This window comes from Sulfobacillus harzensis (genome assembly GCF_012933365.1).
Taxonomy (GTDB): domain Bacteria; phylum Bacillota; class Sulfobacillia; order Sulfobacillales; family Sulfobacillaceae; genus Sulfobacillus_B; species Sulfobacillus_B harzensis.
On record NZ_JABBVZ010000012.1, the window covers coordinates 43,167 to 68,193 of the forward strand.

At 59.2% G+C, this 25,027-nt stretch carries 29 protein-coding genes and 1 tRNA gene; 16 read left to right on the plus strand and 14 right to left on the minus strand.

Annotated features, from left to right (window positions below):
• The first annotated feature begins 2 nt into the window (after positions 1–2).
• A complete protein-coding gene (locus tag HIJ39_RS05335) occupies positions 3–1,016 on the plus strand; it encodes a zinc-binding dehydrogenase (protein WP_169097475.1) in 1,014 nt (337 codons plus the stop codon).
• On the opposite strand, the gene HIJ39_RS05340 is transcribed toward HIJ39_RS05335, so the two are convergent.
• The 5 genes from HIJ39_RS05340 to HIJ39_RS05360 form a co-directional block, all read right to left on the minus strand.
• Entirely contained in the window at positions 1,000–1,947 is a 948-nt protein-coding gene (locus tag HIJ39_RS05340; protein WP_169097477.1) for a multidrug resistance efflux transporter family protein, read from the minus strand. The genes HIJ39_RS05335 and HIJ39_RS05340 overlap by 17 nt on opposite strands.
• 61 nt (positions 1,948–2,008) lie before the next feature.
• On the minus strand, positions 2,009–2,938 hold the full coding sequence (locus HIJ39_RS05345; RefSeq protein ID WP_169097479.1) for a hypothetical protein: 930 nt from the start codon (positions 2,936–2,938) through the stop codon (positions 2,009–2,011).
• A 73-nt stretch (positions 2,939–3,011) separates the two neighbouring features.
• Positions 3,012–4,409: a sensor histidine kinase gene (locus tag HIJ39_RS05350; RefSeq protein WP_169097481.1), complete on the minus strand. Its 1,398-nt coding sequence runs from the start codon at positions 4,407–4,409 to the stop codon at positions 3,012–3,014.
• Positions 4,410–5,081, minus strand: coding sequence for a response regulator transcription factor (locus tag HIJ39_RS05355; protein ID WP_169097483.1), 672 nt, complete (start codon positions 5,079–5,081; stop codon positions 4,410–4,412).
• A gap of 3 nt (positions 5,082–5,084) precedes the next feature.
• Positions 5,085–5,477, minus strand: coding sequence for a hypothetical protein (locus HIJ39_RS05360; RefSeq protein ID WP_169097485.1), 393 nt, complete (start codon positions 5,475–5,477; stop codon positions 5,085–5,087).
• A 180-nt stretch (positions 5,478–5,657) separates the two neighbouring features.
• Here HIJ39_RS05360 and HIJ39_RS05365 point away from each other — a divergent pair, with 180 nt between their 5' ends.
• Positions 5,658–6,257: a superoxide dismutase gene (locus HIJ39_RS05365; RefSeq protein WP_169097487.1), complete on the plus strand. Its 600-nt coding sequence runs from the start codon at positions 5,658–5,660 to the stop codon at positions 6,255–6,257.
• A 180-nt stretch (positions 6,258–6,437) separates the two neighbouring features.
• On the opposite strand, the gene HIJ39_RS05370 is transcribed toward HIJ39_RS05365, so the two are convergent.
• From HIJ39_RS05370 to HIJ39_RS05390, 5 genes are read right to left on the minus strand one after another with little or no spacing between them, the layout of a single operon-like run.
• Positions 6,438–7,193, minus strand: a complete 756-nt coding sequence (locus HIJ39_RS05370) for an SPFH domain-containing protein (protein WP_169097489.1) — start codon at positions 7,191–7,193, stop codon at positions 6,438–6,440.
• Positions 7,144–7,392 carry a hypothetical protein gene (locus HIJ39_RS05375; protein WP_169097490.1) on the minus strand — a complete coding sequence of 83 codons (249 nt, stop codon included), beginning with the start codon at positions 7,390–7,392 and terminating at the stop codon, positions 7,144–7,146. The genes HIJ39_RS05370 and HIJ39_RS05375 overlap by 50 nt, the downstream gene beginning before the upstream one ends.
• Positions 7,379–7,612: an NfeD family protein gene (locus HIJ39_RS05380; RefSeq protein WP_169097492.1), complete on the minus strand. Its 234-nt coding sequence runs from the start codon at positions 7,610–7,612 to the stop codon at positions 7,379–7,381. The genes HIJ39_RS05375 and HIJ39_RS05380 overlap by 14 nt, the downstream gene beginning before the upstream one ends.
• A 45-nt stretch (positions 7,613–7,657) precedes the next feature.
• Positions 7,658–8,713, minus strand: coding sequence for an alkaline phosphatase family protein (locus HIJ39_RS05385; RefSeq protein ID WP_169097494.1), 1,056 nt, complete (start codon positions 8,711–8,713; stop codon positions 7,658–7,660).
• 1 nt (position 8,714) lies between these two features.
• Positions 8,715–9,884 (minus strand): FAD-dependent oxidoreductase, encoded by a 1,170-nt coding sequence (locus HIJ39_RS05390; protein WP_169097496.1) that lies wholly within the window; start codon positions 9,882–9,884, stop codon positions 8,715–8,717.
• A gap of 87 nt (positions 9,885–9,971) precedes the next feature.
• Here HIJ39_RS05390 and HIJ39_RS05395 point away from each other — a divergent pair, with 87 nt between their 5' ends.
• From HIJ39_RS05395 to HIJ39_RS05405, 3 genes are all read left to right on the plus strand, one after another.
• Positions 9,972–10,709, plus strand: a complete 738-nt coding sequence (locus tag HIJ39_RS05395) for a HEAT repeat domain-containing protein (RefSeq protein WP_169097498.1) — start codon at positions 9,972–9,974, stop codon at positions 10,707–10,709.
• Positions 10,710–10,745: 36 nt separating this feature from the next.
• On the plus strand, positions 10,746–11,849 hold the full coding sequence (metX, locus tag HIJ39_RS05400) for a homoserine O-acetyltransferase MetX (protein ID WP_169097541.1): 1,104 nt from the start codon (positions 10,746–10,748) through the stop codon (positions 11,847–11,849).
• 303 nt (positions 11,850–12,152) lie between these two features.
• On the plus strand, positions 12,153–12,692 hold the full coding sequence (locus HIJ39_RS05405; protein WP_169097500.1) for a GNAT family N-acetyltransferase: 540 nt from the start codon (positions 12,153–12,155) through the stop codon (positions 12,690–12,692).
• Here HIJ39_RS05405 and HIJ39_RS05410 read toward each other — a convergent pair.
• Positions 12,689–13,255 carry a hypothetical protein gene (locus HIJ39_RS05410; RefSeq protein WP_169097502.1) on the minus strand — a complete coding sequence of 189 codons (567 nt, stop codon included), beginning with the start codon at positions 13,253–13,255 and terminating at the stop codon, positions 12,689–12,691. The two genes, HIJ39_RS05405 and HIJ39_RS05410, sit on opposite strands and share 4 nt — an antisense overlap.
• A gap of 110 nt (positions 13,256–13,365) precedes the next feature.
• On the opposite strand from HIJ39_RS05410, the gene HIJ39_RS05415 reads away from it, so the two are divergent.
• From HIJ39_RS05415 to HIJ39_RS05425, 3 genes are all read left to right on the plus strand, one after another.
• Positions 13,366–13,815, plus strand: a complete 450-nt coding sequence (locus HIJ39_RS05415) for a c-type cytochrome (protein ID WP_169097504.1) — start codon at positions 13,366–13,368, stop codon at positions 13,813–13,815.
• A gap of 164 nt (positions 13,816–13,979) precedes the next feature.
• Positions 13,980–14,972 (plus strand): adenosylcobinamide-phosphate synthase CbiB, encoded by a 993-nt coding sequence (cbiB, locus tag HIJ39_RS05420; protein WP_243239366.1) that lies wholly within the window; start codon positions 13,980–13,982, stop codon positions 14,970–14,972.
• Positions 14,969–15,688, plus strand: coding sequence for an adenosylcobinamide-GDP ribazoletransferase (locus tag HIJ39_RS05425; RefSeq protein WP_169097508.1), 720 nt, complete (start codon positions 14,969–14,971; stop codon positions 15,686–15,688). The genes cbiB and HIJ39_RS05425 overlap by 4 nt, the downstream gene beginning before the upstream one ends.
• Here the strand turns inward: HIJ39_RS05425 and HIJ39_RS05430 are convergent.
• Positions 15,683–16,198, minus strand: coding sequence for an aminoacyl-tRNA deacylase (locus tag HIJ39_RS05430; protein WP_169097510.1), 516 nt, complete (start codon positions 16,196–16,198; stop codon positions 15,683–15,685). The two genes, HIJ39_RS05425 and HIJ39_RS05430, sit on opposite strands and share 6 nt — an antisense overlap.
• A 91-nt stretch (positions 16,199–16,289) precedes the next feature.
• On the opposite strand from HIJ39_RS05430, the gene HIJ39_RS05435 reads away from it, so the two are divergent.
• The 5 genes from HIJ39_RS05435 to HIJ39_RS05455 all read left to right on the plus strand — a co-directional run bounded on the left by HIJ39_RS05435 (position 16,290) and on the right by HIJ39_RS05455 (position 18,945).
• Positions 16,290–17,033: a type 1 glutamine amidotransferase gene (locus HIJ39_RS05435; protein WP_338055087.1), complete on the plus strand. Its 744-nt coding sequence runs from the start codon at positions 16,290–16,292 to the stop codon at positions 17,031–17,033.
• Between the two features lie 73 nt (positions 17,034–17,106).
• Entirely contained in the window at positions 17,107–17,334 is a 228-nt protein-coding gene (locus tag HIJ39_RS24035) for a twin-arginine translocase TatA/TatE family subunit (protein ID WP_338055088.1), read from the plus strand.
• 57 nt (positions 17,335–17,391) lie between these two features.
• Positions 17,392–18,339: a cysteine synthase A gene (gene cysK, locus HIJ39_RS05445; protein ID WP_169097514.1), complete on the plus strand. Its 948-nt coding sequence runs from the start codon at positions 17,392–17,394 to the stop codon at positions 18,337–18,339.
• Between the two features lie 37 nt (positions 18,340–18,376).
• Positions 18,377–18,472: transfer RNA gene (locus tag HIJ39_RS05450), tRNA-Sec, on the plus strand.
• A gap of 263 nt (positions 18,473–18,735) precedes the next feature.
• Positions 18,736–18,945 carry a helix-turn-helix domain-containing protein gene (locus HIJ39_RS05455; RefSeq protein ID WP_169097516.1) on the plus strand — a complete coding sequence of 70 codons (210 nt, stop codon included), beginning with the start codon at positions 18,736–18,738 and terminating at the stop codon, positions 18,943–18,945.
• Positions 18,946–19,011: 66 nt separating this feature from the next.
• Here the strand turns inward: HIJ39_RS05455 and HIJ39_RS05460 are convergent, their stop codons facing one another.
• Entirely contained in the window at positions 19,012–19,917 is a 906-nt protein-coding gene (locus tag HIJ39_RS05460) for a hypothetical protein (RefSeq protein WP_169097518.1), read from the minus strand.
• Between the two features lie 336 nt (positions 19,918–20,253).
• Between HIJ39_RS05460 and HIJ39_RS05465 the strand changes: the two genes are divergently transcribed.
• Complete coding sequence (locus HIJ39_RS05465; RefSeq protein ID WP_169097520.1) at positions 20,254–22,155, plus strand: DNA primase family protein; 1,902 nt, start codon at positions 20,254–20,256, stop codon at positions 22,153–22,155.
• 441 nt (positions 22,156–22,596) lie between these two features.
• Here HIJ39_RS05465 and HIJ39_RS05470 read toward each other — a convergent pair whose 3' ends face one another.
• The gene (locus HIJ39_RS05470) at positions 22,597–23,058 is read right to left on the minus strand and encodes a hypothetical protein (protein WP_169097522.1); all 462 of its coding nucleotides are present in this window, start codon (positions 23,056–23,058) and stop codon (positions 22,597–22,599) included.
• Between the two features lie 154 nt (positions 23,059–23,212).
• Here HIJ39_RS05470 and HIJ39_RS05475 point away from each other — a divergent pair, with 154 nt between their 5' ends.
• Together HIJ39_RS05475 and HIJ39_RS05480 are read left to right on the plus strand one after the other, a co-directional pair.
• A complete protein-coding gene (locus HIJ39_RS05475) occupies positions 23,213–23,854 on the plus strand; it encodes a hypothetical protein (protein ID WP_169097524.1) in 642 nt (213 codons plus the stop codon).
• 80 nt (positions 23,855–23,934) lie between these two features.
• Positions 23,935–24,891 carry a hypothetical protein gene (locus HIJ39_RS05480; RefSeq protein WP_169097526.1) on the plus strand — a complete coding sequence of 319 codons (957 nt, stop codon included), beginning with the start codon at positions 23,935–23,937 and terminating at the stop codon, positions 24,889–24,891.
• Positions 24,892–25,027 lie beyond the last annotated feature (136 nt).

Here is a 25,027-nt window from a genome sequence, read left to right on the forward strand (position 1 = left end):
GAATGAAAGCCATTCGCATTCACGAGCCAGGGGACATTCGTGTCCTCCGCTATGAGGAGGTGGATATACCGGAACCCGGTGTGGGCGAAGTGCGGGTTCGCCTCAGGGCAGCGGGCGTCAATCACCGTGACATTTGGGTGAGGCAGGGCAATTTTGGTCCCATGGCCGAGCCCGTGATTCCGGGGAGTGACGGAGCCGGCGAGGTGGACGCGATTGGCGCGGGGGTTCGCCGCTGGTCGGTGGGGCAGAAGGTCGTGATTAACCCGGGGCTGGCTTGTGGTACATGCTCGGCCTGTTTAAGCGGCGACCACCCGGCGTGCCAATCCTTCAGCATTTACAACGGCACCTATGCAGAGTACGCGGTGGTGCCCGAGGAGAACGTGGTCAGCATGCCGGGAGGACTCACCTTTGCCGAAGCAGCCAGCATTGGGGTGCCCTACGTCACCGCCGAGGACTTTTTGATGCGAAGCCGGGCTTTGCCTGGGCAAACGCTGTTATTGTGGGGGGCAACCGGAGGACTCGGTGTTGCCACACTCCAACTGGCAAAGCTTCGGGGCATGCGTGTCATTGCGGTGACCCGAAATGCCGCTCGATCGGAGAAGCTCCGTCAATACGGCGCGGACGAGGTAGCGGTTATTGGCGGTGAAAAGACCGTGGTGGAGACCGTTTCCGCGCTGACGGGCGGGCAAGGAGCGGATATTGTGGTGGACTCGGTGGGGCAAGCCAGCTTCCCCCAGTCGCTGGATGCGGTCCGCCGCGGCGGGGTAATTGTAACGGTGGGTTCGACCACCGGGGGTCAGGTCAGCTTTGAGCTAGGTCAGCTGTTTCGTTCCCGAATCACACTTTTAGGAGCGTTTATGGGCAGCGGGTCCATTTTGCCCCGCATCTTGCCGCTCTTTTCCCGCGGAGTGCTAGTGCCGGTGATTGACAGCACCTACCCGTTGGAACAGGCTGACCAAGCGCACGAACAGATGGAAAACCACGGCGTGTTCGGGAAAATCATCCTGACAATGTAGTAGGTTCCGCGGGAGATTGGGCCTCGGAGCGTCTAAGACTGTGAATGACCATTCCCGCGATGATGATGGCGAGACCGATCGCCTCCCGCCCGGTCGGCCAGGCCTGACTGAAGATTAGGCTGGCCATCAGCACGGTAAAGACAATTTCCAGCGACTGGGTCGCCTCGATGCGGGCGAGCCAGTTGATATTCCCCTGGGCTTGGTCCGTGGCCCGAAAGAATAGCAAGGTGGCCACCACCCCCGAGGCGAGTGCCACACCCAGGGCGCCTAACAACAGCTGGCCGGACGGCCAGCCGCTTCGCGCGTAGCCTACCCCCATTGAAACAATCCAAAAAGGCAAGGATCCGATGGTCATGCCTAGGGTGCGCTGATAGACGCTAAAGGGGCGGGGTAGTCGATTCACATAAGCCATCATTTGGCGGTTGCCCAGGGGATAGGCGATCGCGGCGATGGCCACGGGAACAAGCGCCCAAAGCCCGGCTGGCCCGAGCGCCTTATGGGAAGCCCATTCGCTCATGGCTACTCCGAAAAGGATAATGAGCGATGGCCAGAGTTCCTTCACTGGAATAGGTTGGCGGGGCTGGATGAAAGGGACCAAGAGACTTCCCATGACGATGGTCAGCTGCCAGCTGCCGGCGGTAAGCCAGGCTGGGGCCCAGCGCGTGGCCATGGTGAGCGGCAGATAGAAGAGACCGAATCCCACCGTCCCCCAGAGAAGCCAGGGGGTAAAGCGATGCTTGAGTTCCTTGAGCAACGGGGTGAGCTCTCCGCGGACAAAAACCAATCCGGCCAGCGGAATGAGGGTGAAAAGATAGCGCAAGCTGGCCAGCCACAAGGCGCTTTCTCCCGTTTTGATCATGAGGCGGTTAATCACAAAGGTTGAGGCGAAGAACAGGGCAGCCAAAGCGCCGAGCGCCAATGCGCGTTTCATGTTGCTATTATATCAGGCGGCCCCGGCAAAGAAGAACCTCCAGCTCTCGCTGGAGGCTCCGCTATTTGTTGCTCAGAATTCGGATTTTAAGTGAGGCATCGGGATGCCGGATGGCCAGAACCCTGGTCCCCGGTTTAATTTGTTTGACCGTGGTGTGCGGATGGCCTGGCCAGCGCACGGTGGTTTTTGGAGTGATGGGAACGGTGACGGTGCCCAAGGGATTGGTAAGCGTGAGATCCTTGTTGGACACGGCCACCACCTGGCCCGCGGTGCCATGCTCCAGCGCCTTGACCCAGTGATCCAGCCGATCGGGCATCATCATCAGCACCTGGCGGTTCAGAGGATTCAGGCAGGCGACCACCGCGTCGCCTGGCTTCAACGCTCGAAGCCGCTCTTGAAAGCGTGTCGGCAACTGGCTCAACGGATAGCTTAACATCCCGTATTGGTCTGACTGGGCCTTCAGTACCCCACTTGTGGCGGTCGTGACCCGGGCTTGGGTCATGACCGGACGCGACGCCACCGCCGTTACGTCAATCTCTTTGCCGGTGGCCGGTCCGAAGGCGGCGGCCTTGGTGCCGGGGCTCAAATCACGCATCCCCAGCAATATTGGGGAACCCTTTAGCGTGAAGGTGCCATGACGCTTGGAAATGACTTGCCAGGATGCTCCGGGCTTTGTCAAAGTCCCATACGCAGCTGGATGGACAATCACAAGCGGCGTATCGGAAGTCTCACCAACAACCGTAACCGTCTCCCCAGCCCGCAATATGCTCGGCGAGGCCGGATACATGCCGGCCCGCACCTGGGCCGATGCCATGGGCACCTCGTGTGTGGCATCACCGTCCTTGATGGTGAGCGTGGTGGGGGTGACGGCCGTGACGGTCTCCTTGGCCCAGTGATGATGGGGACCAGAATATGCGGCCACTGGTGCCGACGCTATGAGGCTTGCGGCGGCGAACAACCCCACGGCCCACAGCGATATACGTCGTGTCATACGCTACCTCCTTTTTGATGCTCGGCGCTAGTGTGCCCCAGTTGCTGGAAGAAATGCTGAAGGCTGGTTGATCTTAGGAGTGGTTTGGCTGGGGAAGAGAGATTTGGAAGCACATTCCGTGAGGTTCGACGTTTTTGGCGCTCACACGGCCCGACATGGCCTCCACGACGCTTTTGACAATGGCCAAGCCGAGTCCTGTTCCACCGGAAGTGGACGAGCGGGAACGGTCGCCCCGGAAAAAGCGTTCAAAAATGTGAGGCAAGTTCTCCGGGGATATTCCGGGACCGCTGTCTTCTACCGAAAGAACGGCATACCCACCTTGGGATGCAAGAGTTATCAATACCTGAGTGTCTTCGGGGGTGTAGCGTTGGATGTTTTCCAGCAAACTATAGAGCGCATCGGCCAGATGGTCGGGCTCAGCCAACGCGACCACCGGCGCAATGTGAGTGGTTAAAGGACGCGGTGCGATAATTCGTTGGATTTCCGGCAGAAGATCGTCCAACCAGCGATTCAACGCCACCTCCGTCACGTTCAATTGGGATGGCTCGGCGCTGTCCATCCGCGACAGGGTGAGCAGTTGATTCACCAGCCGTGCCATGCGTTTTCCCTGGGAGCGGATGACGCGAAGGCCACGGGCCTGTTCCTCCGGGGTGAGCTCGCCGCGTGCCATCAGATCGAGAAAGCCGGTAATCGAGGTTAACGGGGTTCTGAGCTCATGGGAGGCGTCGGCTACAAACCGGCGCATTTGTTCGGACAGAGTTTTTTCCTGCAGGAAGAGTTCCTGGATGGACTGGGACATGCGGTCAATTGAGCGGCCCAAATCCTCAATCTCTTGCGGCGCGTTGTCCAGGTGGGTCAGGTGTCCAAATTCTCCAGACGCAATGCGCTGGGTGCTTTCGCGGATGGTTTCAAGCGGACGCAGTGTTTGCCGTACGGACAGGGCGCCCAGCCACCCGGCGAGAATCAGTGAGAGGGACGCCAGAAACACGTAGAGTTCGGCATCGCGGCGCAAAATGGCGTGCAGCGGGCTCAAGGAAGACAAGAGCCAGATGTAGCCGCTGGGGTAATAGGGGTTCCCAATCACGGCATCCACCACGATTCGGTGGTTCCAGATAAAGTAGGGCGCCGTGGAAAAATGGGGCACGGCCGCTTTAAGGGTGGAGGAGGAGGCGAGCTTTTGGCGTGCCGCGTTGGTGATGAAAACCTCGACACCTGGGGCCCGCAGGCGCGAGACCAGTATCTGGGCCAGGTGGCTTAGCCCGGGAATTCCGCGGGACGCCATCGTGTGGTGGATAATCGGTTTCAGAACGCTGATTTCTCCGTCCAGCGTGCGGGCGGTCGAATGATAGAGAACGCTGCGCAAAATGAGATATTGACTAACCCCCACCACGAGAAGCAGGATGGCAAGCAGTCCGACTTGGCGGCCGATGAGTTGGTCGATCAGGGTACGGCGCTTGTTGCGGGGCGTCATTTAGTCTCCTAGCCGGTAACCAAATCCGCGGACCGTTTGAATGACCGTTTTCTGCCGGTCGCCGATTTTATCCCTGAGTGAGGAGATGTGCACCTCCACCAGATTGTCGTCGCCGGGAAAGTCATAGCCCCAGACATGCTGGAGAATTTGCGTCTTGGACAGCACGCGTCCCGGGTTCAGCAGGAGATAGCGCAGCAACTCGTACTCCTTGGCCGTCAACTGAACAGCCTCACCCGCGACCGTGACCCGATGGCTGACGTCGTCCATGGTGACTTCTTGAAAGGTCCAAAGTGGTGGCGCATCCTTCTGAATGCGTCGCAGGCCGGCGTTGATCCGGGCCACCAGTTCGTCAAAGTCGAAGGGCTTGACCACGTAGTCATCAGCTCCGTCGTCGAGACCCTGCACACGGTCCGATACGGCGTCACGGGCAGTCAGCATGACAATGTAAAGATTGGGATCTTGACGCAGTCGCCGGGTGAGTTGAAAGCCGTCCTCGCCCGGCATCATGACATCTACAATGGCGGCATGCGGAGCAAACGTGGAGACAATCTCGAGCGCCTCCGCCGCATTAGCCGCCGTTTTCACCTCGAACCCGCGATGGCCAAGGCCAATGGCTAGCAGATCGCGAATGGACTCCTCATCATCCACCACTAGCAAGCGTGTCGTATCCATCGCCTATCGACGGTTGTCCAACGGGTGGGGTGAGAGGAAGTATTCCCCCGTGTCCCATCCGGCGCGGGCAATGACGCGATCCAAGAGCCGCCGATCCTGATTGAGCCACTCCACCTCATGGGCAAAATCGGGCGCCGGGTCGGGCAAGTGGTCTTTGAAATGGGTGTGCAGCGCAATCCGTACGTTGAGATGGGCGGCCACTTTGTTGGCTTGCTCCACCGTGAGTTCGCTGAACGGTCGGCTTTCGCCCAGCACCGCCTCGGTGATGTCCAACTCGTCTACAAAATTATCGGTTTGTACCGCGTGGTACTGATCGACCAGCTCATTCAGCCGATGCTCCTGGTTGGGGGTAATGGGCCGGTTCGGCGCATAACCCCAAGAACGCAAGAACGGCATAGGGTCTCCTCCTTCGGGGCGTTTGGCACGGCCCCTGCTGTCTCACTCTATTTTGCCCCGTTGCTCAACCGGTGTCTAGTATACGGTCGATCCACCAATTGGCAAATGTCTTTTCTCCCTGCACGGCGTTCGCTATACTGGGCGTGGGACATTCCCACAAATTATGGGGGAGGTTGCGACATGGCGGAAAAGCGCGATTTCAAGGACCTAAAGCAGTCCTGCCTGACTATGGACGGCATCAGCAAGGAAGAAATCGACCAGCATTATGGGATTCTCTATAAGGGTTACGTTAACAAGCTCAACGAGATCCGCAGCAAGATGGAGACGGTTGATTATGCAGCCGCCAACCAATCGTACAGTGAACTCCGCGGGTTGAAGACGGAGGAAGTCTTTTGCCTCAACGGAACCAAGCTTCACGAATGGTACTTCGACAACCTCGGAGGCAAGGGCGGTCAAGCCACCGGACGCATCAAAGAGCTGATCGACCGCGACTTTGGCTCCTATGAGAAATTTGAGACCGAGTTTAAGGCCACGGGGTTGGCAGTGCGCGGCTGGGTTGTTTTAGCCTACGACTTAGATGACGGCAAGCTCCACATCTACGGTCAGGACGCGCACAACGTGGGTGTGCCTTGGGGCGCCTATCCTCTGTTGATTCTGGATGTTTACGAGCACGCCTATGGCATTGACTACGGTGTCAAGCGGGCGCCCTACCTCGACGCGTTCATGAAGAACGTGGATTGGGAAGAGGTCAACCAGCGGTTGGCCAAGTACAACATTTAAGAGACTGGACAACATATTGGGGCTGTCTCAAAAGGCTTTGGCCCTAAAATTTTCTCCCACTTGACCCCTAAAAACGCGGAGGAAAGTGACCTACTTCCTCCACTACGCGGGGTAAAATAGGCACATTTTAGGGACGGCATCACTGCCGACATACCTTTTGAGACGGCCCCATTTTTTGCCTTAATCGCGCAATCCTTGAATACTCGAAATCAATCCCGCGAGATTAGACCAATCGGCGGGCAACAGAATTTTGGTAGCCGGCGATTGGCCGATGGCGGCCAGCGTTTCAAGCTGTTTCAACTGCAACACGGTACGGATGCGCTCTTCGCTCCAGGGTCCCTCGTGATCCCGCGCCAAATCCAACGTCGCTTGATTCACCAATTGCACGGCGCGGGCTTGGGCTGCGGCCAGGCGCTCCACGGCCTGCGCTTCACCCTCGGCCTCCATGGCGCGTGTCTGGCGGGTGGCTGCAGCGCGCAACAACATCGCCTCTTTTTCTCCTTCGGCGGTGGCAATTGCGGCCTGTTTGGCTCCTTCCGCTTCCAAAATGGCGGCCTCTTTCGCCCCTTGCGCCTGTTCGATCGCCGCCAGTTTGTTGGCGTCTGCCTTCTTTTGCGCCTCCATGGCTTGTTGCATTTCCTTCGGTAAATCCACTTGCCGAATGGAGGCCTGAACAATGCGAATGCCCCAACTGCCGGTCGCTTCGTCCAACTCCTGTCGCAGTTTGGCATTAATCTGTTCACGATGCGTCATCACATCGGCCAGCTTGCGCTGACCAACCTCGGATCGCAGCGTGGATGAGACAATATTTTTGATGGCCATTTCGGGGTTTTGTATTTCGAAGGCGAAGGCTTTGGCGTCAACCACTTGGTAGATGAAATACGCGTCAATGACTGGGGAGACGTTGTCGGCCGTGATGACGGGTTCGGGTGCCAAATTGACCGTGACAGACTTGGTGCACCAACTGCAGGGAATCGAGCAGGGGGGCCTTGACCACCAAGCCGGGGTGGGCCTCCCGGCGAAACCGTCCCATTCTGAGAACCAGGCCCAACGACCCTTGGGGCCCTACCCGAAACAGCCCCCGGGCCAGCCCCAATAGAACCACAAGGAGAACGAGAGCCTCAATTAGCTTCATTTGACCCTCCTCTTTCCGGCAGCACCGAGAGCCGAAGCCCGCTTCTGCCTACGACCAGGACTGGTGTTTGGGGCAAGAGGGCCTCGGGCCAGTCCGTCTCCGCCGTCCAGAGTTCGCCTGAAACGCGGACCACTCCCGTGCCTCGACGCTCTCCGGGCACCGTATCGATCACCGTGCCGCTTTGTCCTGTTAATCGATCGATGGACGGACGGTATGACATTTCCTCTCACCCAACTCTATGATATCGCGGCGTTTGCTCTATCGCTCACTTTGACGGGATTAAAAAGGGCGTCAACGGTGCCACCTGGGCCGATGCCGCATGGCCGATATAGGGTAGACCAAACCCGGATTCGATGGTTTTGAGAAGATTGTAGTGATCGGCCCAAATGTTGAGATGTCGGGGCTTTGAAACCCCATTGGCAATCACGATAAGGGGGACTGAACCGCCGCCCACGGGAATGCCCAGAATTCGCGGCGCTCCGGGACCTGCGCTGAGCCAGCGTTTCCACGTTGCCAAGTTGACGGTTTTCGTCGGCATTTGCGCTTCGTCCCAGGTGATAAAGATGACGGAATGGCCGGTCCAAGCGGGCGAGTGCATGATTTCGGGAACCATCTTGGATAGAAATTGGTCACCCATCGCCACCAGTTTTTGGGGCTGGTTGGACGGACAGGCGGCTGAGCCGATCGGTTGTCCATGCATGTCATTGCAAAGGTTGGGGGTAATCCACACAAAATCCGGAACCTGACCGCGGGTGAGCTCCTGATTGAGCGTTCTCAACGGCACCACCTGGGTTTTATCCGGCTCCGCCAATGACGGAAACAGCATAAAAGGGTTGTGCTTTTTGCCATAGAGCGCGTTTTTCGGCATCAACACCGGATTTGTGCCAGGGGCTTCGGGATACCAGTTTCCCGTGTACCCGGCCGCGGGGAGGCTCTCCATGACCGCCTGCCAGCTGATATGGTGTTGGTCCATTTCGGAGACCAATGTGGGGCCGGAAAAGGTCTGGTCAGGGTTGTCGCTATGGGTGTGATGGGTGCTGCCGGACAACAGGGCCACATAATTTGGCAGGCTCACATGCGTGACCCCGTAATAGTTGCTGTCATAGCCGTAGCGAGCCACCAGCTGATGGATGTAGGGGGCTTCTTTGGGCGACATGGCATCCAGCGAATGGTTTTCCATCATAATGACAAAAACGTGGGAGAAGTGGGGAACGGGGGCTGTCTCCTTGGGGACGGTTTGACCAGGGCGAATGAATAAAAAGGCATAGAAGGCCAAGGCGACAATCACAACGACCGCAATGACCCGTGCGAACCATTTCATATTAACGAATCCTCTCGACCTGATAGGGTTCAAAAATGGGGGCTCCCTCCACCAGGGCGTCTCGAAGCATCCGGGCCGCCACCGGTGTTACGGTGCTGCCATGGCCATTAAATCCAGCGGCAATCCAGAGGCTGGGTGAGAGGGGCCCGAGATATGGGCGATGGTCCGGGGTCATGGCCATGATTCCGGCCCAACGCTGCCCGATCGTGATAGGTGCACCGGCGAGGTGTCTGGCCAATTGGGTGAGCTTGTCCTGTATGGCCCGATGCAAAATAAGATCGGTTCCTTGCTCCTCATCCATGGCTAAATGGCGGAACCCGCCGATCACCAACCGACCATCCGGCCGTTGATGCCAGTAATTGAAACCATGGTCAGCGTAAACGGGATAGGCGTGGTCCAGTGGTGGGAGAGGCTGGGTGACCAAAACCTGGCCGCGTACCGGTTGGATGGGGAGGGCATGGTGGGGCAGCAAGGAAGCGCTGTACGCATTGGCGGCAATCACGGCCCGTTCGGCCTGCACGGAAAAGTTTGGCCCATGGAGAAGAACCCCGTTGGGCGTTTCCTCGATCTCCGCGACCGGCGAGTGGGCGCATATTTCAACGCCTCGGGCGGTGGCCTCTGCCAACAGTGCCCGGATTAGTTTGAGGGGATGAATCATGCCATCGTCCGGGATCCAGAGGGCTGCATCACCATTCAGGGTGCCGAGGGAACGGGGGAGTTCGGACCGATCAATCAAACGGGCGGGGACGCCCATCTTCTGATAGAGGGCGGCCGTTTTTTCGACCGCAGGACGCTCATCAACGCCGCCTGCGAGATACAGACTTCCCGTGGCGTGAAAGTCGATGGCATGGCGGGTTTCTATTTCACGAACCCATGAGAAGCTCTCCCGTGTCATTTGGGCGATGACCCGTGCGTTCTCCTCACCCAGCGAATCGGCCGCGTCCGCTAACAACTGGGCGGGCCCCTGAAGCATGAGGCCGCCGTTGCGACCGCTAGCTCCAAAACCTGGGGTCTCGGCTTCCAACACGGTCACCGAGCTCCCGTAATCCCTCAGCCAATAGGCCAGCCAACTTCCAGTGTATCCGGCGCCGACGATGGCGATGTCCACGTGCTTGGTCCCCGATGCAGGCGGGAATTGCCCCGGAACTTCGCGTTGCCAAAAACTTTCCACAGATTCTCTCCTCTGGTAAATTGCTTCCATAATACTGTAGGCGTGGCGGCGGGGATAGAGTTTTTTCGACGTGAAAGGACGATGGGTGTGTCTCAATGGACGATGGAAACGCTCGAGCAATACCTTCGGTCTGAAATGCACCACGGTCGGCCAGGGCTCAAGGCCGCCAAAAAGAGCCAGCTGGCCCTGGAATTGTTGGCGGATGCCGCCTATTGGGCGCCGCAGTTGAAGAATTCCGCAGAACCGGGGGCGCGGCAGGTGGCCTCGCTCCTTTTCGGTTCGCTCTGGGAAAATAGCGACGCCGTCGAGGCGAGTGTTCTGGAATTGGCCGAGGATCCCGATTGGGAGGTGCGCGAATGGGCTGTGGAGGCGTTCATCAGGTTCTATCGGGCCCGGCCCACGGTCGCTAACGCCCGTTTCGCAAGCTGGGCAGAAGGCGGAAGCGTGAGCGTCAAACGGGCCATTGCCGTAGCCGTGCGAGGCTTGGCCCTGGACCGGGCGGCCTCCCTCCAGCATCTCCTGAGTTGGGCCGATCGCTTAGCCGACGAAGAGGATGCTTACGTGCGGAAAAATTTGGGGCCCTATGCCATTGGCGATGGGCTCTTGCCGATGTATCCGGCCCCAACGCTGGACTATCTGGAGCAATGGAGCCAACGGCCCCATTGGGCAGCCCGTTGGAATGCCGCCATGGCCCTGTCCGCTCGCCGAAGCCGCCCTTATTTGCACCGAGCGCGTCCCTGGATCGCCTCCTTGGCCAACGATGACGAGGCGCGGGTCCGGCGTGCCGCAGTTAAGGTGTTAAGCCTGGCCCAAGACGTCGACTAGAGCTTGGTATAATAGCGGACATGAGGAGGTGGCGGTCTGGAAGCGAAGTCAACCGAGCCGGTCCGTCCCTGGCAGGTTCGCCAGGGGTTCCCCTGGCCGGGCCTTCAGTTTTTTGAGGCGACGTCCCCGCTGGCCTTGGATAATGGGGGGCAATTGTTCCCCTGGCAGCTGGCTTATGAGGAGTGGGGGCCGGCATCCGGACAGCCGGTGGTGGTGTTTCATGCCCTCACCGGCGACAGCCACGTGGCGAGCCACCCCGAAGGGGGACCGCCCGGCTGGTGGGAGAGGGTCTTGGGACCCGGGAAAGGGTTGGACAGCGAAAAATTTCATGTTTTATGCTTCAACGTGCTCGGCGGCGCGATGGGATCGTCGGGACCCGCATCGTGTGATGAGTCGGGCAAACCCTGGGGCAGCCGATTTCCTGACATCACGCTTTTTGACATGGCGCGGGCGGCCCATCTCCTGATTCACGCCTGGCGCCGGGGTCCGGTGCGGCTCATTGGTGGATCCATGGGCGGCATGTTGGCCTTGGCGTACGCTGCGCTCTATCCCGCCGAGGTTTCGGCGGTGATGGCCATCGGGGCACCGATTCAACATGATCCCTGGGCGATTGCCTATCACACCGTGGGACGAACAGCCATCATGGCCGATGTTCATTTCCGTGGGGGCGACTATTACGACGGCCCCGCCCCCGAACAGGGCCTGGCATTGGCTCGCATGGCCGACATGATTTCCTATCAGCATCCAGAGTCGATGAATCGCAAGTTTGGGCGGGGATTGCAGCCGGGGAAGGGCGACCAATTTCAGATTGCCTCATATCTCTCCTATCAAGGGGAGAAATTGGTGGGCCGCTTTGATGCCAATACCTATCTGGTGTTGACGCGCGCCATGGATCGGTTTGAATTGTCCGAAGCGCATATTCAGGCGATCCGGACCATTCCAGTTTGGATGGTGGGGTTGGAATCGGATCTCTTGTATCTGCCGGAGGAAATCGCTCGTCATGCCCGCCGTCTGGAGGACGGAGGGGTGGCGGTGCGACTGTCCTGGCTTTCCGGTCCCTGGGGGCATGACACCTTTTTGGTGGAACAGGAAGCTATGGGACGCTTGGCAGCCCAGTTTCTCAAGGACGCCGAATCATAGGGGGCCGTGACTTCGGACAGGCTATCGTCGGAGGGATAGCCATGACACGCCGCCATTACCGCATCGAGACCACCTACGGAATTTATCGGGCCACCCATCTCTTTTGGGATGATGACGCTCTAAAATTCTGGGGCCAGGATGCCAAAGGCCGCCAAAAAGTGCTGATTGTCCCGTATCCCGCGGTCAAAGTCATCGAAGAGGTTGACCGGGAGGTGCTGCCGCGACGCCGCAAGCCGCGGCGGCCAGTAACAGGAAAACGTCTCTTGCGCGGCGAAGCCCTAGAGACAGGAGGAGAGTGGGACGATGAGCGCGCTGTCCATCAACGACCGTTACCACGATCGCCAGGGCGGGGATTATCTGGTTCGCGACGCCCGCGCCGCGGACGCCGACGCGCTGATTACCCTGTTGGATCAGGTGGGCCGCGAGGAAATCTTTATCGCTGACGAGCGTGCACAACTGACTGCCGCTCAGGAGGCGGAAATTATTCAGCGCCGCGATCCCGAGACCGGGGTCATTTTGGTGGTAGAACAGAATCAGGAGGTGGTCGGGTCCCTGGAAATGATCCGCGGCACCTTTCACAAAAATCGCCACACGGCTATTTTCGGCATGGCTCTGTTGCCCAATTCCCGCGGTCGAGGCCTAGGCGAAGGACTCTTGACCTCCGCTGAGCGCTGGGCACGGATGGTGGGCGTGAAGAAAATTTCGTTGGCGGTCTTCGCCACTAACCTGGCCGCCATCCGGCTGTACCAACGCCTGGGGTATCAAGAAGAGGGACGGCGCCGCGGACAGTATCTTCTTCGCGACCACCTGGTTGATGAGATCTGGATGGCCCACTGGCTTTAATCGGGAACGTCTGATAAGGAGTTCACCATCTCCCAGAACTGATCATTGGCTTCAGGCGCTTCGACCGCGTAACCGGTCGCCTTCAACGCCGTATTGCGCATCCGCTCCGTATAAAAGAAGAATGTTTCCTGCGATTCAATGGCCTGGCCCTCTGTGCCCTCCTGATTCCACATGCTGGCGTAGCAAAAAGCGTGAAGCAATGTTCGCAGTTCGTCTTCCTGCTGCTCCCATGTTGATGCCACCAGTTCCTCCAAGATGGCTTGGCGGGTGCCAACCCAGGGCGCGCCCTCAGGGAGTTTGTGACTCACCACATGCAGCGTGCGATCCCGATGGCGCGTGCGGAGCGTCTCCCAGTCAATCGTCGACTGCGGAGCTACCATGACCGGGGCGTCATGGTAGTCCCGACGCACCCAGCCAACGCGCGCTAATTGCATCATCTCATCGGTGGTAAGCGACGACTGGGGAACGGCACCGAACAGGGGGCCTTTCTTAATGGCGATGTTCGCGATGCGCTCTTTAAGATCTTGATCTAGTCCGAGTTCCAAGTTTTGTCCGTGATCCACCGTACCGCCTCCTTGTCGATCTAGTATAACCAACGGCCGGCCTCGAGGGTGCATAGATTTCCCAAAGGAGTGAGACGCTAAGGCTATCTAAGCGAAGGCGAGGGATTGGTTTGTCGCGAGGTCGTGGATTCATCGTTCTAGCAGGTCTCATCGTCCCGTTGTCACTCATGGCGTCAGGTTGCGGAAACAAGCCGGCACCGTCAGCCAAGAATGCGTCGCACAAGGCAGCCAAGACGGTCAACAATGCTGCGCATAAGGCCAAACCCACGCGAGTCTCGAAAATCGAAACCAGCGGACCGGTTCGCCCCTTAGTCGGAAACGCCAGGAAAGGGGCCTCGCTCTTTGCCCGGGATTGCCAGAGTTGCCATGGGCGGGGCGGCGGGGGAACTTCCAGGGCGCCCCGGTTGGCGAAACCATCATCGGTGGTGGCAACATTTGGCACCGAATCGGCTTTGGCGTCCTTTATTGCCCACAACATGCCGGCGAACAATCCCGGAAGCTTAAGTCCTCAACAGGCCGCCAACGCCGCGTCATATGTATGGCATCTGGCGGGGAAATAGCCTTTTTGACGGGGGGCGGCAAAAGCCGCTCCTTTTGTTTTGCACAATTTTAGGGGTGGAAGATGCTCTTCGGCCCGGTTCATGGTATGGTTTACGAAGATTATTTTGCGGGTATAGTTATCCGTTCAAGATCTTCAGCCTGGGGGTGAGCCGGAGGAATGTGGATGCCGCGCGTGGTCACCGTCTGGTCCGGCTACGATCTCGCGGCGTGGATTTTATTGGCCGCCGTGGTCGATCTCATGGTGGGCGACCCGATCTGGTACTATCATCCCGTGCGGCTTATCGGGCGTCTGGGGATGGGCTTAGCCGGTCTCATCAGTCGCCGCCAGTGGGGACCAACGAGCCTCCGGATTTTGGGGGCGGCCATGACCATCTTTGTGGTGCTTCTCTCCTTGGTTTTTGTATCGGCAGTGCTGTGGGCAGCGGATGATGTGTCGGTATGGCTATTTCGTTTGATGGTGGTGCTGTGGACCTATTGGGGACTTGCGATTCGCGGACTCACCGACGCGGCCCTCTTAGTCTATCGTCCCCTCATCACCAATCGATCCGCGGAAGCACGGCAGTGGCTGCAGTATTTGGTGAGCCGCGATACCAGCGCCCTGTCCCCGGAGGATATGGTCCGCACAACAATTGAAACGGTAGCGGAAAACACCTGCGATGCCGTTATTGGGCCCCTCTTTTACACCTTTCTTGGAGGCCCCGCGTGGCTCTGGGCCTACAAGGCGATTAACACTTTGGACGCCGTAGTGGGCAATCACAGCCCGCACTATGAGGAACTGGGCTGGTTTGCGGCCCACTTGGATCAATGGGCGAATTACATTCCGGCGCGGCTCGCCGGATTGGCCATCAGCGTGGCGGCTTCGATGGAAGGCCGCTTTCGCCAAGCGTATCAAACTATGCGGGTGGATGGCCGCCGTCATCCCATGCGCAATACTGGAATGTCCGAGGCGGCCATGGCTGGCGCCATCGGCGTGAGCTTGGGAGGTCCCAATATGTTTGACGGCGTGGTCGCGCTAAGGCCTAAGTTGGGTACGTCAGAGCGTCCCTTGCACCCCACCGCGATTATCCATGCGATTTCGGTCAGCTGGCGCGCGACAATGGTAACCGCTATTACCTTTGGCGTTATTGCCGTGGTGCTTTCGGGGAAGTGGGTATGAAATCATTGATGTCTGCTCTCGCCTTTACGACCGCCATTCGGCTTGGTCCGAGTGGTTCCCCGAGTCGGTGGATGGCCGCTTGGCTGTGGATTCCGGGAGGCCTTGCCGGGTTGATTTGGGCCCTGGCCATTCGCCTCTTCGGGCCCAATGCTTATGGCTTGGGATTGGCTCTGACGGGGGAAGCGGTGTTGACCGGGGCACGCCCTTGGCGGGGTCTGGCTAAGACCTTTGACGGCTGGGCGACACCTCGCGATCATCGAAGCGACATCCGGCGCCAACCCGCGATTGGCCCAGTCGGAGCCGTATTTATTGCGCTGGCGATGGTGCTGCTGTGGGCAGGTGTTCGCCATAACGCGAGCCTGTCCTCATGGGTGTGGGTGATGCCGCCCTTGTGGGCCAGAGCTGCGATGGCCTGGGGCATGTCCTGGCGAGGAGCCGATCCCGCCGACCTCGATTATCGCGCCCTATTAAGGACCACCGAAGGCGGCTTAGGTTCATGGGTTCCCCTTATCGTGGCGTTGGGCCTGGGGGTGGTGGTTTCTGGGTTTGAAGGCGTGGATGTGTTTGGCGCAAGTCTCATTTTAACGGGACTTTTTCTGCTTTGGGGACGAAAGCTCTTCGGTGGGCTGAATCAGGAGATCGTGAATGCGGCCGTCATTGTCATGGAAGTGTTGGCTCTGTTCTTCTTGGCGGCGTTTTCCGCACCTCCGCTATGATGAGCGGGAGCGAAACTGCTCCACCATTTGAAGATAGTTGGGGCGTTTAATCTCGACCACATAGCCGCCACTGACCCGCACCAAGTTTTCCGGGGTTAAGGCTACCCAGACGGCCGGATCGCCGGCGGCAGCCCAGACAAAGGGCTGATGCATCAAATCATCGTCGATGAAGATGGGCATTTGATAGGATTGGCCGGCTGGGGGTGATCCGTAGATGTGGGTTCCGCAGAGTGCCGATATCTCGGTGGGGCTGGCCGGGCGCACTTCCATGCCGAACCATTGCTCCAACTTGCTGAGGTCCACGCGGTTGACGGGGGTATGAAGAACCACAACGGGACGGGCGCCGCACCAGTAAACGGAAACCTCGATCATTTGCCGAATATCGGCCTTCAACATTTCGGCCGCTTGATGCACGCCCCGGGTTAGGTAATGGAGTTGACGACGGTCGACAACCGGAATTTCTCCACTCTCAATCATGTCCAAAAAGGGGAACTCGATATCGATTGGCATCCAAGCGCTCCTTTCAGTCCATGATATAGTCAGCTTAAGCGGGACATAACGCGAGGTCAATATTTTACGTCCGATTGAGGGAGGGGCCGGCGTGGGCGAGGCACAACGCTTGAACATCTTACACTTGTATCCTGAGCATATGAATCTTTATGGGGACCGGGGCAACGTGCTGGCGCTCGCACAACGAGCGCGCTGGCGGGGGATTCCGGTTTCCATCACGGGGCGTGAGGTGGGTCAACCCATCGACTGGTCCGAGGTGGATTTGGTGTTCATGGGCGGAGGGGAAGATTCCCACCAATCGCGTATTGCGGAGGACTTTTTGGCGCTCGGGCCCGAGTTAGCCTCGCGGCTTCACGAGGGATTGCCAATGCTGGCCATCTGTGGCGCGTATCAGTTGCTGGGGAAGTATTACAAGACCTCGGATGGTCGTGAGCTGCCTGGGTTGGGATATCTTGATGTGTGGACAGAGCCGGGGACTAATCGCGCGATTGGCGACGTGGTGACTGAAACGTCCCTTCCCATTAAGCCGCCGTCCCTGGTCGGATTCGAGAATCATGGGGGCCGGACCTATTTGGGGTCGGCGGCCAAGCCCTTGGGCACGGTGAAGCTCGGGCAGGGAAATAATGGGGAAGATCGGACCGAGGGTGCCATTCAAGATCGCGTGATTGGCACCTATCTGCACGGTTCGCTGTTGCCGAAGAATCCCCATTTGGCTGATTTGTTGCTGCGGTGGGCGCTTTTGTGGCAAGGATACTCGGACGAACTGGAGCCGCTTCCGGAAGATGAGGAAAGAGCTGCCCACCAGACGATTCTGGCACGCGCGCCAAATTCATAGCTATTGCCAAAGTGTGCATGATATACTAAAGGACAACGTCGAGGGTGAGAGTTTCGCCGAAAGGAGTACGGCCGTGGATTTGTTTTCGCCTTTGCACATCATCATTCTTCTGGTCATTGCGCTACTGGTGTTTGGACCAAAGCGCTTGCCGGAGATTGGTTCCGGATTGGGGAAGAGCATCCGCGAGTTCAAGCAGTCTATGAACGGTATGATGACCTCTGAGCCGAAGGAGACCCCGCGTGAACCGGGGCAAGAGTATCCGGCTCAAGTTGTCGTTACGGATGAGAATACCCCTAAGTAATCAACACAGAATCAAAGGAACCCGCGAGGGTTCCTTTTTGCGTGAGGAGGTTCAGGGATGGCCGATCTTAAGCCGTGGGTCGGGAACACGCCATTGATTCGCCTGACGACGCTGTCGGAACGGTATCACACCGCGGTATGGGCTAAGCTGGAGTCACGCAATCCCGGAGGATCGGTGAAGGATCGAACGGCGTTGGCGCTCCTCCAGGACGCCTTGAACCGCGGAGTGGTGGGGCCCGATACCGTCATCATTGAGGCTACGTCCGGCAACACAGGGATTGCATTGGCTATGGCTTGTGCGTCCCAACATGTCCCGCTTGTCATCTGCATGCCTGAGGGCCAATCCTTGGAGCGAAAACAGCTCTTTTGGGCCTACGGCGCAACTGTAGTTGAGACGCCCCAAGAGCTTCGCACGGCGGGAGCGGTTCAGAGGGCACGTGAACTCGAGCAGCGTATTCCTGGAGGACTCATGCTTCGCCAGCACGAGAATCCCGCTAATCCGGCCGTTCATGAGCAGTCCACGGGGCCTGAAATTTGGGAGCAAACGCGGCACGAGATATCGACGTTTGTGGCTGGGGTCGGGACCGGCGGCACGGTTACGGGCGTGGGACGCTTTTTGAAACGTGAGAATCCCGACATCTTTATTGCCGCCGTGGAGCCTGAAAGTTCACCCGTTCTTTCGGGTGGCCAATCGGGATCGCATAAGATTCCCGGCATAGGAGCCGGTTTTGTCCCGGACAATTTCGATCGGTCGGTCGTCGATCGGGTCCTGCAAGTTTCCGATGAAGCGGCTTGGGGCGCGGCCCGCTTCCTGCCTAAGTCCGAGGGCTTATTAGTGGGACTCTCGTCGGGAGCGGTTTACGTCGCTGCCGAACAATTGTTGCAGGAAGGTCATAAGAATCTGGGGATGATTTTTGCCGATTCTGGCGAACGTTATTTATCGGCCGGTCTTTATCAGCCGACGGATGATGCGTGGGTTCGCCAATGGGCTCCTGATCTCTTTTGACAAAAAGAGTGAAACCCCGTATCATCATAGAGGTTTTGGGGGTAGGTGGAGGCTTGGTGCCTTCCTTGGACTTCAAATCCAATGGCCGGCTTTAGAAGTCGGCGGTGGGTTCGATTCCCACATATCCCCGCCAAAGTCAAGCCCCGCAAGGATTTGCGGGTTTTTTGTTTTGCGCACAGCCCCTTCGGATTGGGCCGTTTTGCCATCGCGGGCCGCAAAACGGGCCGCAGGAAATTCCGGAGCGATTCTGACCACGCTACCAGACGTACTCGGACACCCGCGCGGCCCCTGCCAGCACACCCGAATCATAGAACCCATATCAAACAAAAAATTTTTTCGCAAACCGCTTGACAGGCCGCAAAACGGCCTAGGTACTCAGCGGCGAGGTGATGAGCAATGACACAACGACGGAAGGGCCAGCCCATCGATCCCGAAGCGAAATTCCTCAGTCCGCGCCAAGCCGCGCGGATTTTAGGGGTGTCCGAGTGCTTGGTGTACCGCCTGGCGGGCACCGACGACATGCCGGCGCGCCGGTTGGGGGGGCGCATTCTGATTCCTCGTGACTGGATTGAAAGCGGCGAGGTTGGGCAGCGGGGGAGCCGGTGACAGCCTCCCTCCTGCGGCCCGTTTTGCGGCCCGTCGGACCACCGTGCAATGGCGGGAGCGGCGCGGTTAGTACAGGCTGTGCGGGGCGGGCTGACCAATCTCATTTTCCGCCGACTGCCACCACGCCGGCGGCGTGTAGTTGACCGACGGGCTGTTCAGGGTCGGAGCTACCTGGCCCCAATCCATCCCCGTGATGGCGTTGCCTTGCAACGTAACCACCACGGCTCCGGCGCCAATGGTCGGCGTCTTGTTTTCATCCGAGTTGCCCACCGACTCAATGAATACCTCGAATGTCGGAGTGGAAGACAACAAGCCCCCTGCGAAGACCGGCATGACTTTGAACGCGTAAATCTTCGCGTCGTGGGCTGCAGCCGGGCCAAACCATTGATTGGCGTCCTTCGCCAACGCCACCTGCGCGGGCTGCCCGGCATACGGCCCGGTGTTCTGGGTGACGTTGGTCTTCCAGTCCGTCGCGTAGGCCGAAATGCTGCCGAGTCGCTGTGCGATGACAGCCTTCGCCGCAATTTGCCCCATCTGGTTCACTTGCGCGGTCAGCCCGTGGGTCGAGACGCCCGCCGGAATGACGGTCGGCAAGATTTGCGGCGCCGGCGTGCCGGGCACGCCGAACGCGTAGCCGTGGACGGTCGGGATGGTCTGCCCGTTACTCCACTGGCCCGGCTGATCCCAACTGGCCGGCCACGACGGCCACGGGCCGCTCAGCACGGTTTCGTGCGATCCGTTTAAGAGCGTCACGGTCGTGGCGGTGTCGTTCGCCGGCACCTTGGGGGTTGTTGGCTTCTGGCCCGTGGGTTCCTTGTGATCCTTGGTCTTGGGTGCGGGGCGCTTGGGCGACGGGGATCGGGGGGACGCGGTGGATTGCGCCGTCGGGTGGTTCGCACTGGCTTGGGACGTACCACACCCGGCCAGTACCACGAGCGCGGCGGCACCACAGACCACGAACAACTTTTGCATGAGACATCCTTCCATTCATGAAAGTTTCGACATAATTCCCATATTCTCGACTGTACAGCGGTTTTCCTGTTTTTGAGGGAACGGAGAGGACGGGGTGGTGACGGAGACGAAAAAATTTTTTCCAGTTTGCCGGTTCGTGTCGGGTGGGCCAGCCGGTTATCTGACCGGGGATCGGCCGGGGGTGGGCCGATGGCGCAAGAGGTGCAAACCGTTCTGCCTGCTTTGACACATTTTTTCGCCGGGCGCTACAGTAGTAAGGCAGACAAAAACGAGCGCCGGACTGACCCTCCGACGCCCCACCAACATAGGAACCCCTCTTGGAAAGGATGGTTCACCATGAGTATACAGGACGCTCCGATGATCGGCAAGGCCGATGTCGCTCCTGCGCACCTCCGTGTTATCGATCCGGCCCGGCAACGGCTCCGCCACGCCGACCGCGTGGCATTAGCGCTCCTCATCACCGAGGAGGAAATCACCCAAGTGCATCGGATGTTGCAGCGGTTATCCGCCAAAGACGAGGACCACGCCGCGCTCCGCAACGGGGCAGGATTCGGCAAATTTGATGTGGCGTGGGGACATCGCTTGGCTCAGCTTCCTCGGCTTTCTCCGGGACAAGCCGTCGCGGCGGCTCATCGGTTGCACAAGTATCGCCGCCAATTACCGGAGGACTACCGAGTCTGGACGGACTTGCTTAGCCGCCGCCGGGACGCTGAACCGCAAGCGGGCCCCGCCGACACCCCTTCGCAACCCCCCATGGGGGACGCGGCGACCGAGCCCAACCTGTGGACCACGGACTGGGCCCGCTGGTTTGTCAACAAGCACCAGGCCCGCCTCACGCGGGTGTCGGGGGACGATGTGGTTGCCGAGGACGCAACGATCTGGGCTGACTTGCTCGCAACCGAACTGAACTTGGGCTGGTACCACGACGATTTGTACGGGTTGACCAACCGGGCTGATCCGCTGTTCGAGCCGGTGGCAGGGCGTGTGGACCAGATGGTCCCGGCCATCGCCAATGCGCTGCGTGCCGCCGGGGTAAAGGTGGAAAAGTCGGTCACCCGAGGGAAAGATGTGGCGGCGGCACTCCGGATGATTCTGCCGCATCCCAGCGATGGCGATTGGCTCCGGTGGGACCGTGAGCACTGGAATCGCCAGCGGGGCATCGTGTTTAGTAATGGGGTGTTAGATCTGGACACGCTGACACTCCATCCACTCACCCCAGACGACCGCGCCACCTGGCGAATTTCGTACCGCTGGGTTGGGGCCGATGGTATTCCGCCGGCCGCCGCACAATTTTGGCTGATGCACTTTCAGAATTTGTTCGGCGACGACGCCGAAGCGAAACTGAAAACGCGGGCGCTGTTAGTCCGGAGCGCCGTTGCCCTGGCCCCGTGGATTCGCGGCGCGCAGTGGCAAAAGGCACTCATGCTGATCGGACCCGGGCAAAACGGCAAGGGTACCTGGATCCGGTTGTGGATGAAGATTTTGGGGGCGCAGATACAGTCGCTCGCGGTACGCGCGTACCACGACGATAACCGGTTTGGGCTAACAAATCTTAAGCCGGACACGCTGGTGGCGGTCACGCCCGACATGGACGAAGGGGCCACGTTGCGGGGCACCGAGCGGTGGAAGAAGATCATCGGGGATGATCCCATCGATTGGGAGCGCAAAAACCGCGACGTCGTGTCCACCCAATTTATTGCGCGGGTCTGGATGGCGGGGCCAGTGGTGCCGAAGGTGGCGGATCGGAGCCAGGGTATGTATCGGCGGCTCAAGGATACGATTATCCTGTTTGATCGCAAGCAGCCCGAGGATCCGGGCTACGAGCTCAAGATGCAGCGCGCCGAGCACATCGAATCACTGCTGGTGCTAGCGGTGCAAGCGCTCCATCGCGTGGCGGTTGGACAGGATCCCATGCCGGTGCCTGCGAGCGCGGGCGCGGCACTGGAGGACTACCGCCGGCAGATCGACCCGTGGGAGCAATGGATCGACGCGGACGAGGGGTGGCTGGTGCAAGATCCCGCCGGATGGGTTCCAGCCGGCCGGTTGTGGGAAGTCTATCGGCATTGGTATGAGGACTATACCGGTGAACGCTATCCGAAATACATGCCGCGTACCACATTTGGCCGCAAAATCGCCGAGCATTGCGGCCCACGCGTGGACCGGGGACAAGCCGCTGGGGGCAAATCGTATCCCGGCATTCGCATCCAACCGGAGTGGGATCGCCGGTTCGATGACTGAGGACCGTGATAGCTGGACGGGGGCGCAACCACCCCCGTTTTTTTGTGGGTGCAGACAGACGACAGACAGCACACAGACACATAGCGATCCCGGAAAGTGGCTCTGCGTATGGCCGCAGACAGACAGACAGCAAAATCGCTACATCTTATATTATTCCTGAAATCGGGGAGACAAATCGCGCAAGTCAGAATTGATCTCCCGATTTCCAAAAGATTTAGCTCAATGGGAAATCTACTGTCTGTCTGTCTGTAGCTTACTACCGCAAGGGTTTCAGCGATTTTGATCTGTCTGTGTGCTGTCTGCTATCTGTCTGTCGGTGTTTTGTATCACAAAGAAAAACGAATTTCCATTCACTGGAGTGCGCACATTTTTTATTTTTCCCTGTGATACAAAAAGTATTTGGGGGAGACCGACCACGCCGACCTCCCCCCACCAATAGATTTACCGCGCCGCCGCGAGCACTCCAGCCACCGCACGCAACACCCCCTGATCACGCTCCGTGAGGGAACGATATAAGGAAAGCATGAGTTGTTCGTCGTGCGTCAGTGCCGCCTCCTCGGGCGGTTTATCGGCGGATTCGGGGGACGCATAGCGGGGGACAAAAATCATGCTGCCATCCGGTTGGTCGGCCCACGCATAATCGATAATTCCCCAAATTTCAAATAGCTTCGCGTACCGCTCCCGCCGCCACCGCAACGCGCCTTGTTCGGCCCCTCGAACGGATTGATCCGATACCGTGAGCTCATAACCCAATCGCGCTTGTGTCCAGTTCACGCTTTCTCGATAGGACTGAAGCCATGCCCCGAATGCCGCCATCCGCACCGAATCGTAAGCTCCCTTTTTGCCCATTTCCCGGAATAGCCGGTCGGCCAGTCGAGACCGGGGTGTGCTGTTCTTTTGCATAGTGCACCTTCTTTTCTACTGTATGGATATAGTATAGTCAAACATCGGTATGAAGTCAACTAAGATAAATAATAGCGTGTAAACACGTGAAGAAAGTTGTTTAAAACTATGACGCATGCTAAAATGTAGGTGACACAATGAGGAGGTGACGTTGATGATCCAATCCGCCGAGTCCACCGAATTGTTCGGAAAATCGAAACAAAAACGAGTTCGTGGCCGATCCAGTAACCCGATCGCCGACCGCTACGCCGCGCTGTACGCGCACCTTTGGGCGCTGGCCCGAGTGCCGGAGCAACCGGCCGATTCCCGGGCAGCCGAACGAGTACTGGGCGGACAATTTTCTGTGGCCGCAACAATCCTGCACGGCGCCGAAGTGCCTGAGAGTGTGCCGATGCGATGGATTTGGCAGCCGCTCCCCGACGATTTGCCGAGTCGTGACATATGCTACATCGCGGCGGCGCTGGCGGGACATCTGTGGGGTCCGGACCCTAGACCCCCACGAAGCGAGGTATCCGAGCGGCTGGCGAAGGAGGACATCCCAATGCCTCCACCCGGCCCCGTTCCTCGGCGTATTCTTGTGCTGTTGGGGCTCGCTGAGCCAGTCCCTCCGCCGACGGTATGCCGAAAAAGTGGGAGCGCGATATTCGATGAAGGGTGGGTGCAGCGCCAGGGGCGCCGCCTGGAGTCAACGCCAACAAAACAACGGCATGGCGATCCGGATCGTAGCCGAAGGAATCGTGGTACCGCCTTTGCGGCCAGCCGCGCGGCCGCATTTGGCGCCATCCAGGGCCAGTAGCCCCCGGCCTCAAGACTCCCGTACATGTGCGGGGGTTTTTTGTTGCCTGTTGTCGGTCTGTATGGATATAGGAAGGCGTGATGCAGCACATGAAACCGCCATTTTCCGCCCTCACCGCCGCACTGGTGCTGGCGGTCGTTTGGGCCGGAGGCGCTTCGGTGGAGGCGGCAACTCACCACAGCAGCATTACAGTCGTCGGGCACGTTTTGGTCACCCCGGAGGACTGGGGGCGCTTGGCCCCAGGCCAACCGTGGAAGGTGACCGTTCGCATCATCAACCAGTCGCCCCGGCGGCTTCTGCTGAGGCGACAAATTTTGAACGCGAGCACCGCAACAGTGGTCGCGCCCCCCCACTGGCTCGGCATCCCCCGCACGATTACACTGCCGCCGCATGGCGCGGTGAGCGTTCCGATCCAGTCGTCTGGCGGGCCTGCCGGTCAATGGGCGGTGAACTGGACTAATGCATTGCGGTCGGGGTTGTGGGATCCGGACAGCCCGTTCAACGCGTCTGCGGGGGTGCAATTTGCGGTGGGGCCGGGGTATCCGTGGTCGAGCCATCCAGTATTCGCTGGGAGTTTGGCGGTGTTTAATATCACGAACAATCCACGCTATCGGCCTCCCCGCCCGGCGCCACAACGGGCATGCGTCAGCCCGTCTTGGGTTCACGCGCGCGCCCCATGGCTGGTCTGGTCGCCCCGAGCCGTCGTGACCGCGAGCGTGACCAACTTGGGCCACACCCCCCTCTCCCCAACCCTCGCCGTGCGTGCGGGGGGCAGCCCCCAACTGGTGGGGATCGGGAGCCTCGGGGCGGGCCGCACGAGTGCAACGCATCGGTTTCGCGTAAAGCTGCCGATGATCGGGCTGACCCGCATCACCGTGGATGCGGCGGGGGCGGCCCCTGTGACGCGGCGCGTCATCAGCCTACCGGGCGTGTGGCTCTTGTTGATGGCCATGGCGGGTCTCTCGACCACCGCGTTGAGGCTGATAAGGCGTCGGAAGCGCCGACCGAAAGAGGAACCAGTCGAGGATCATCAATAAGGATCGCTACCCCGGCCCCGTGCCGGGGTTTTTCTGTTTTATAGGAGGCGATGACATGAATCAGGAGCAATTGGCGCGGGCACTCGATCAGCACGAAATGTGGCTGCTTACGCGTGGCCAAGCCGGGCAGCGGGCC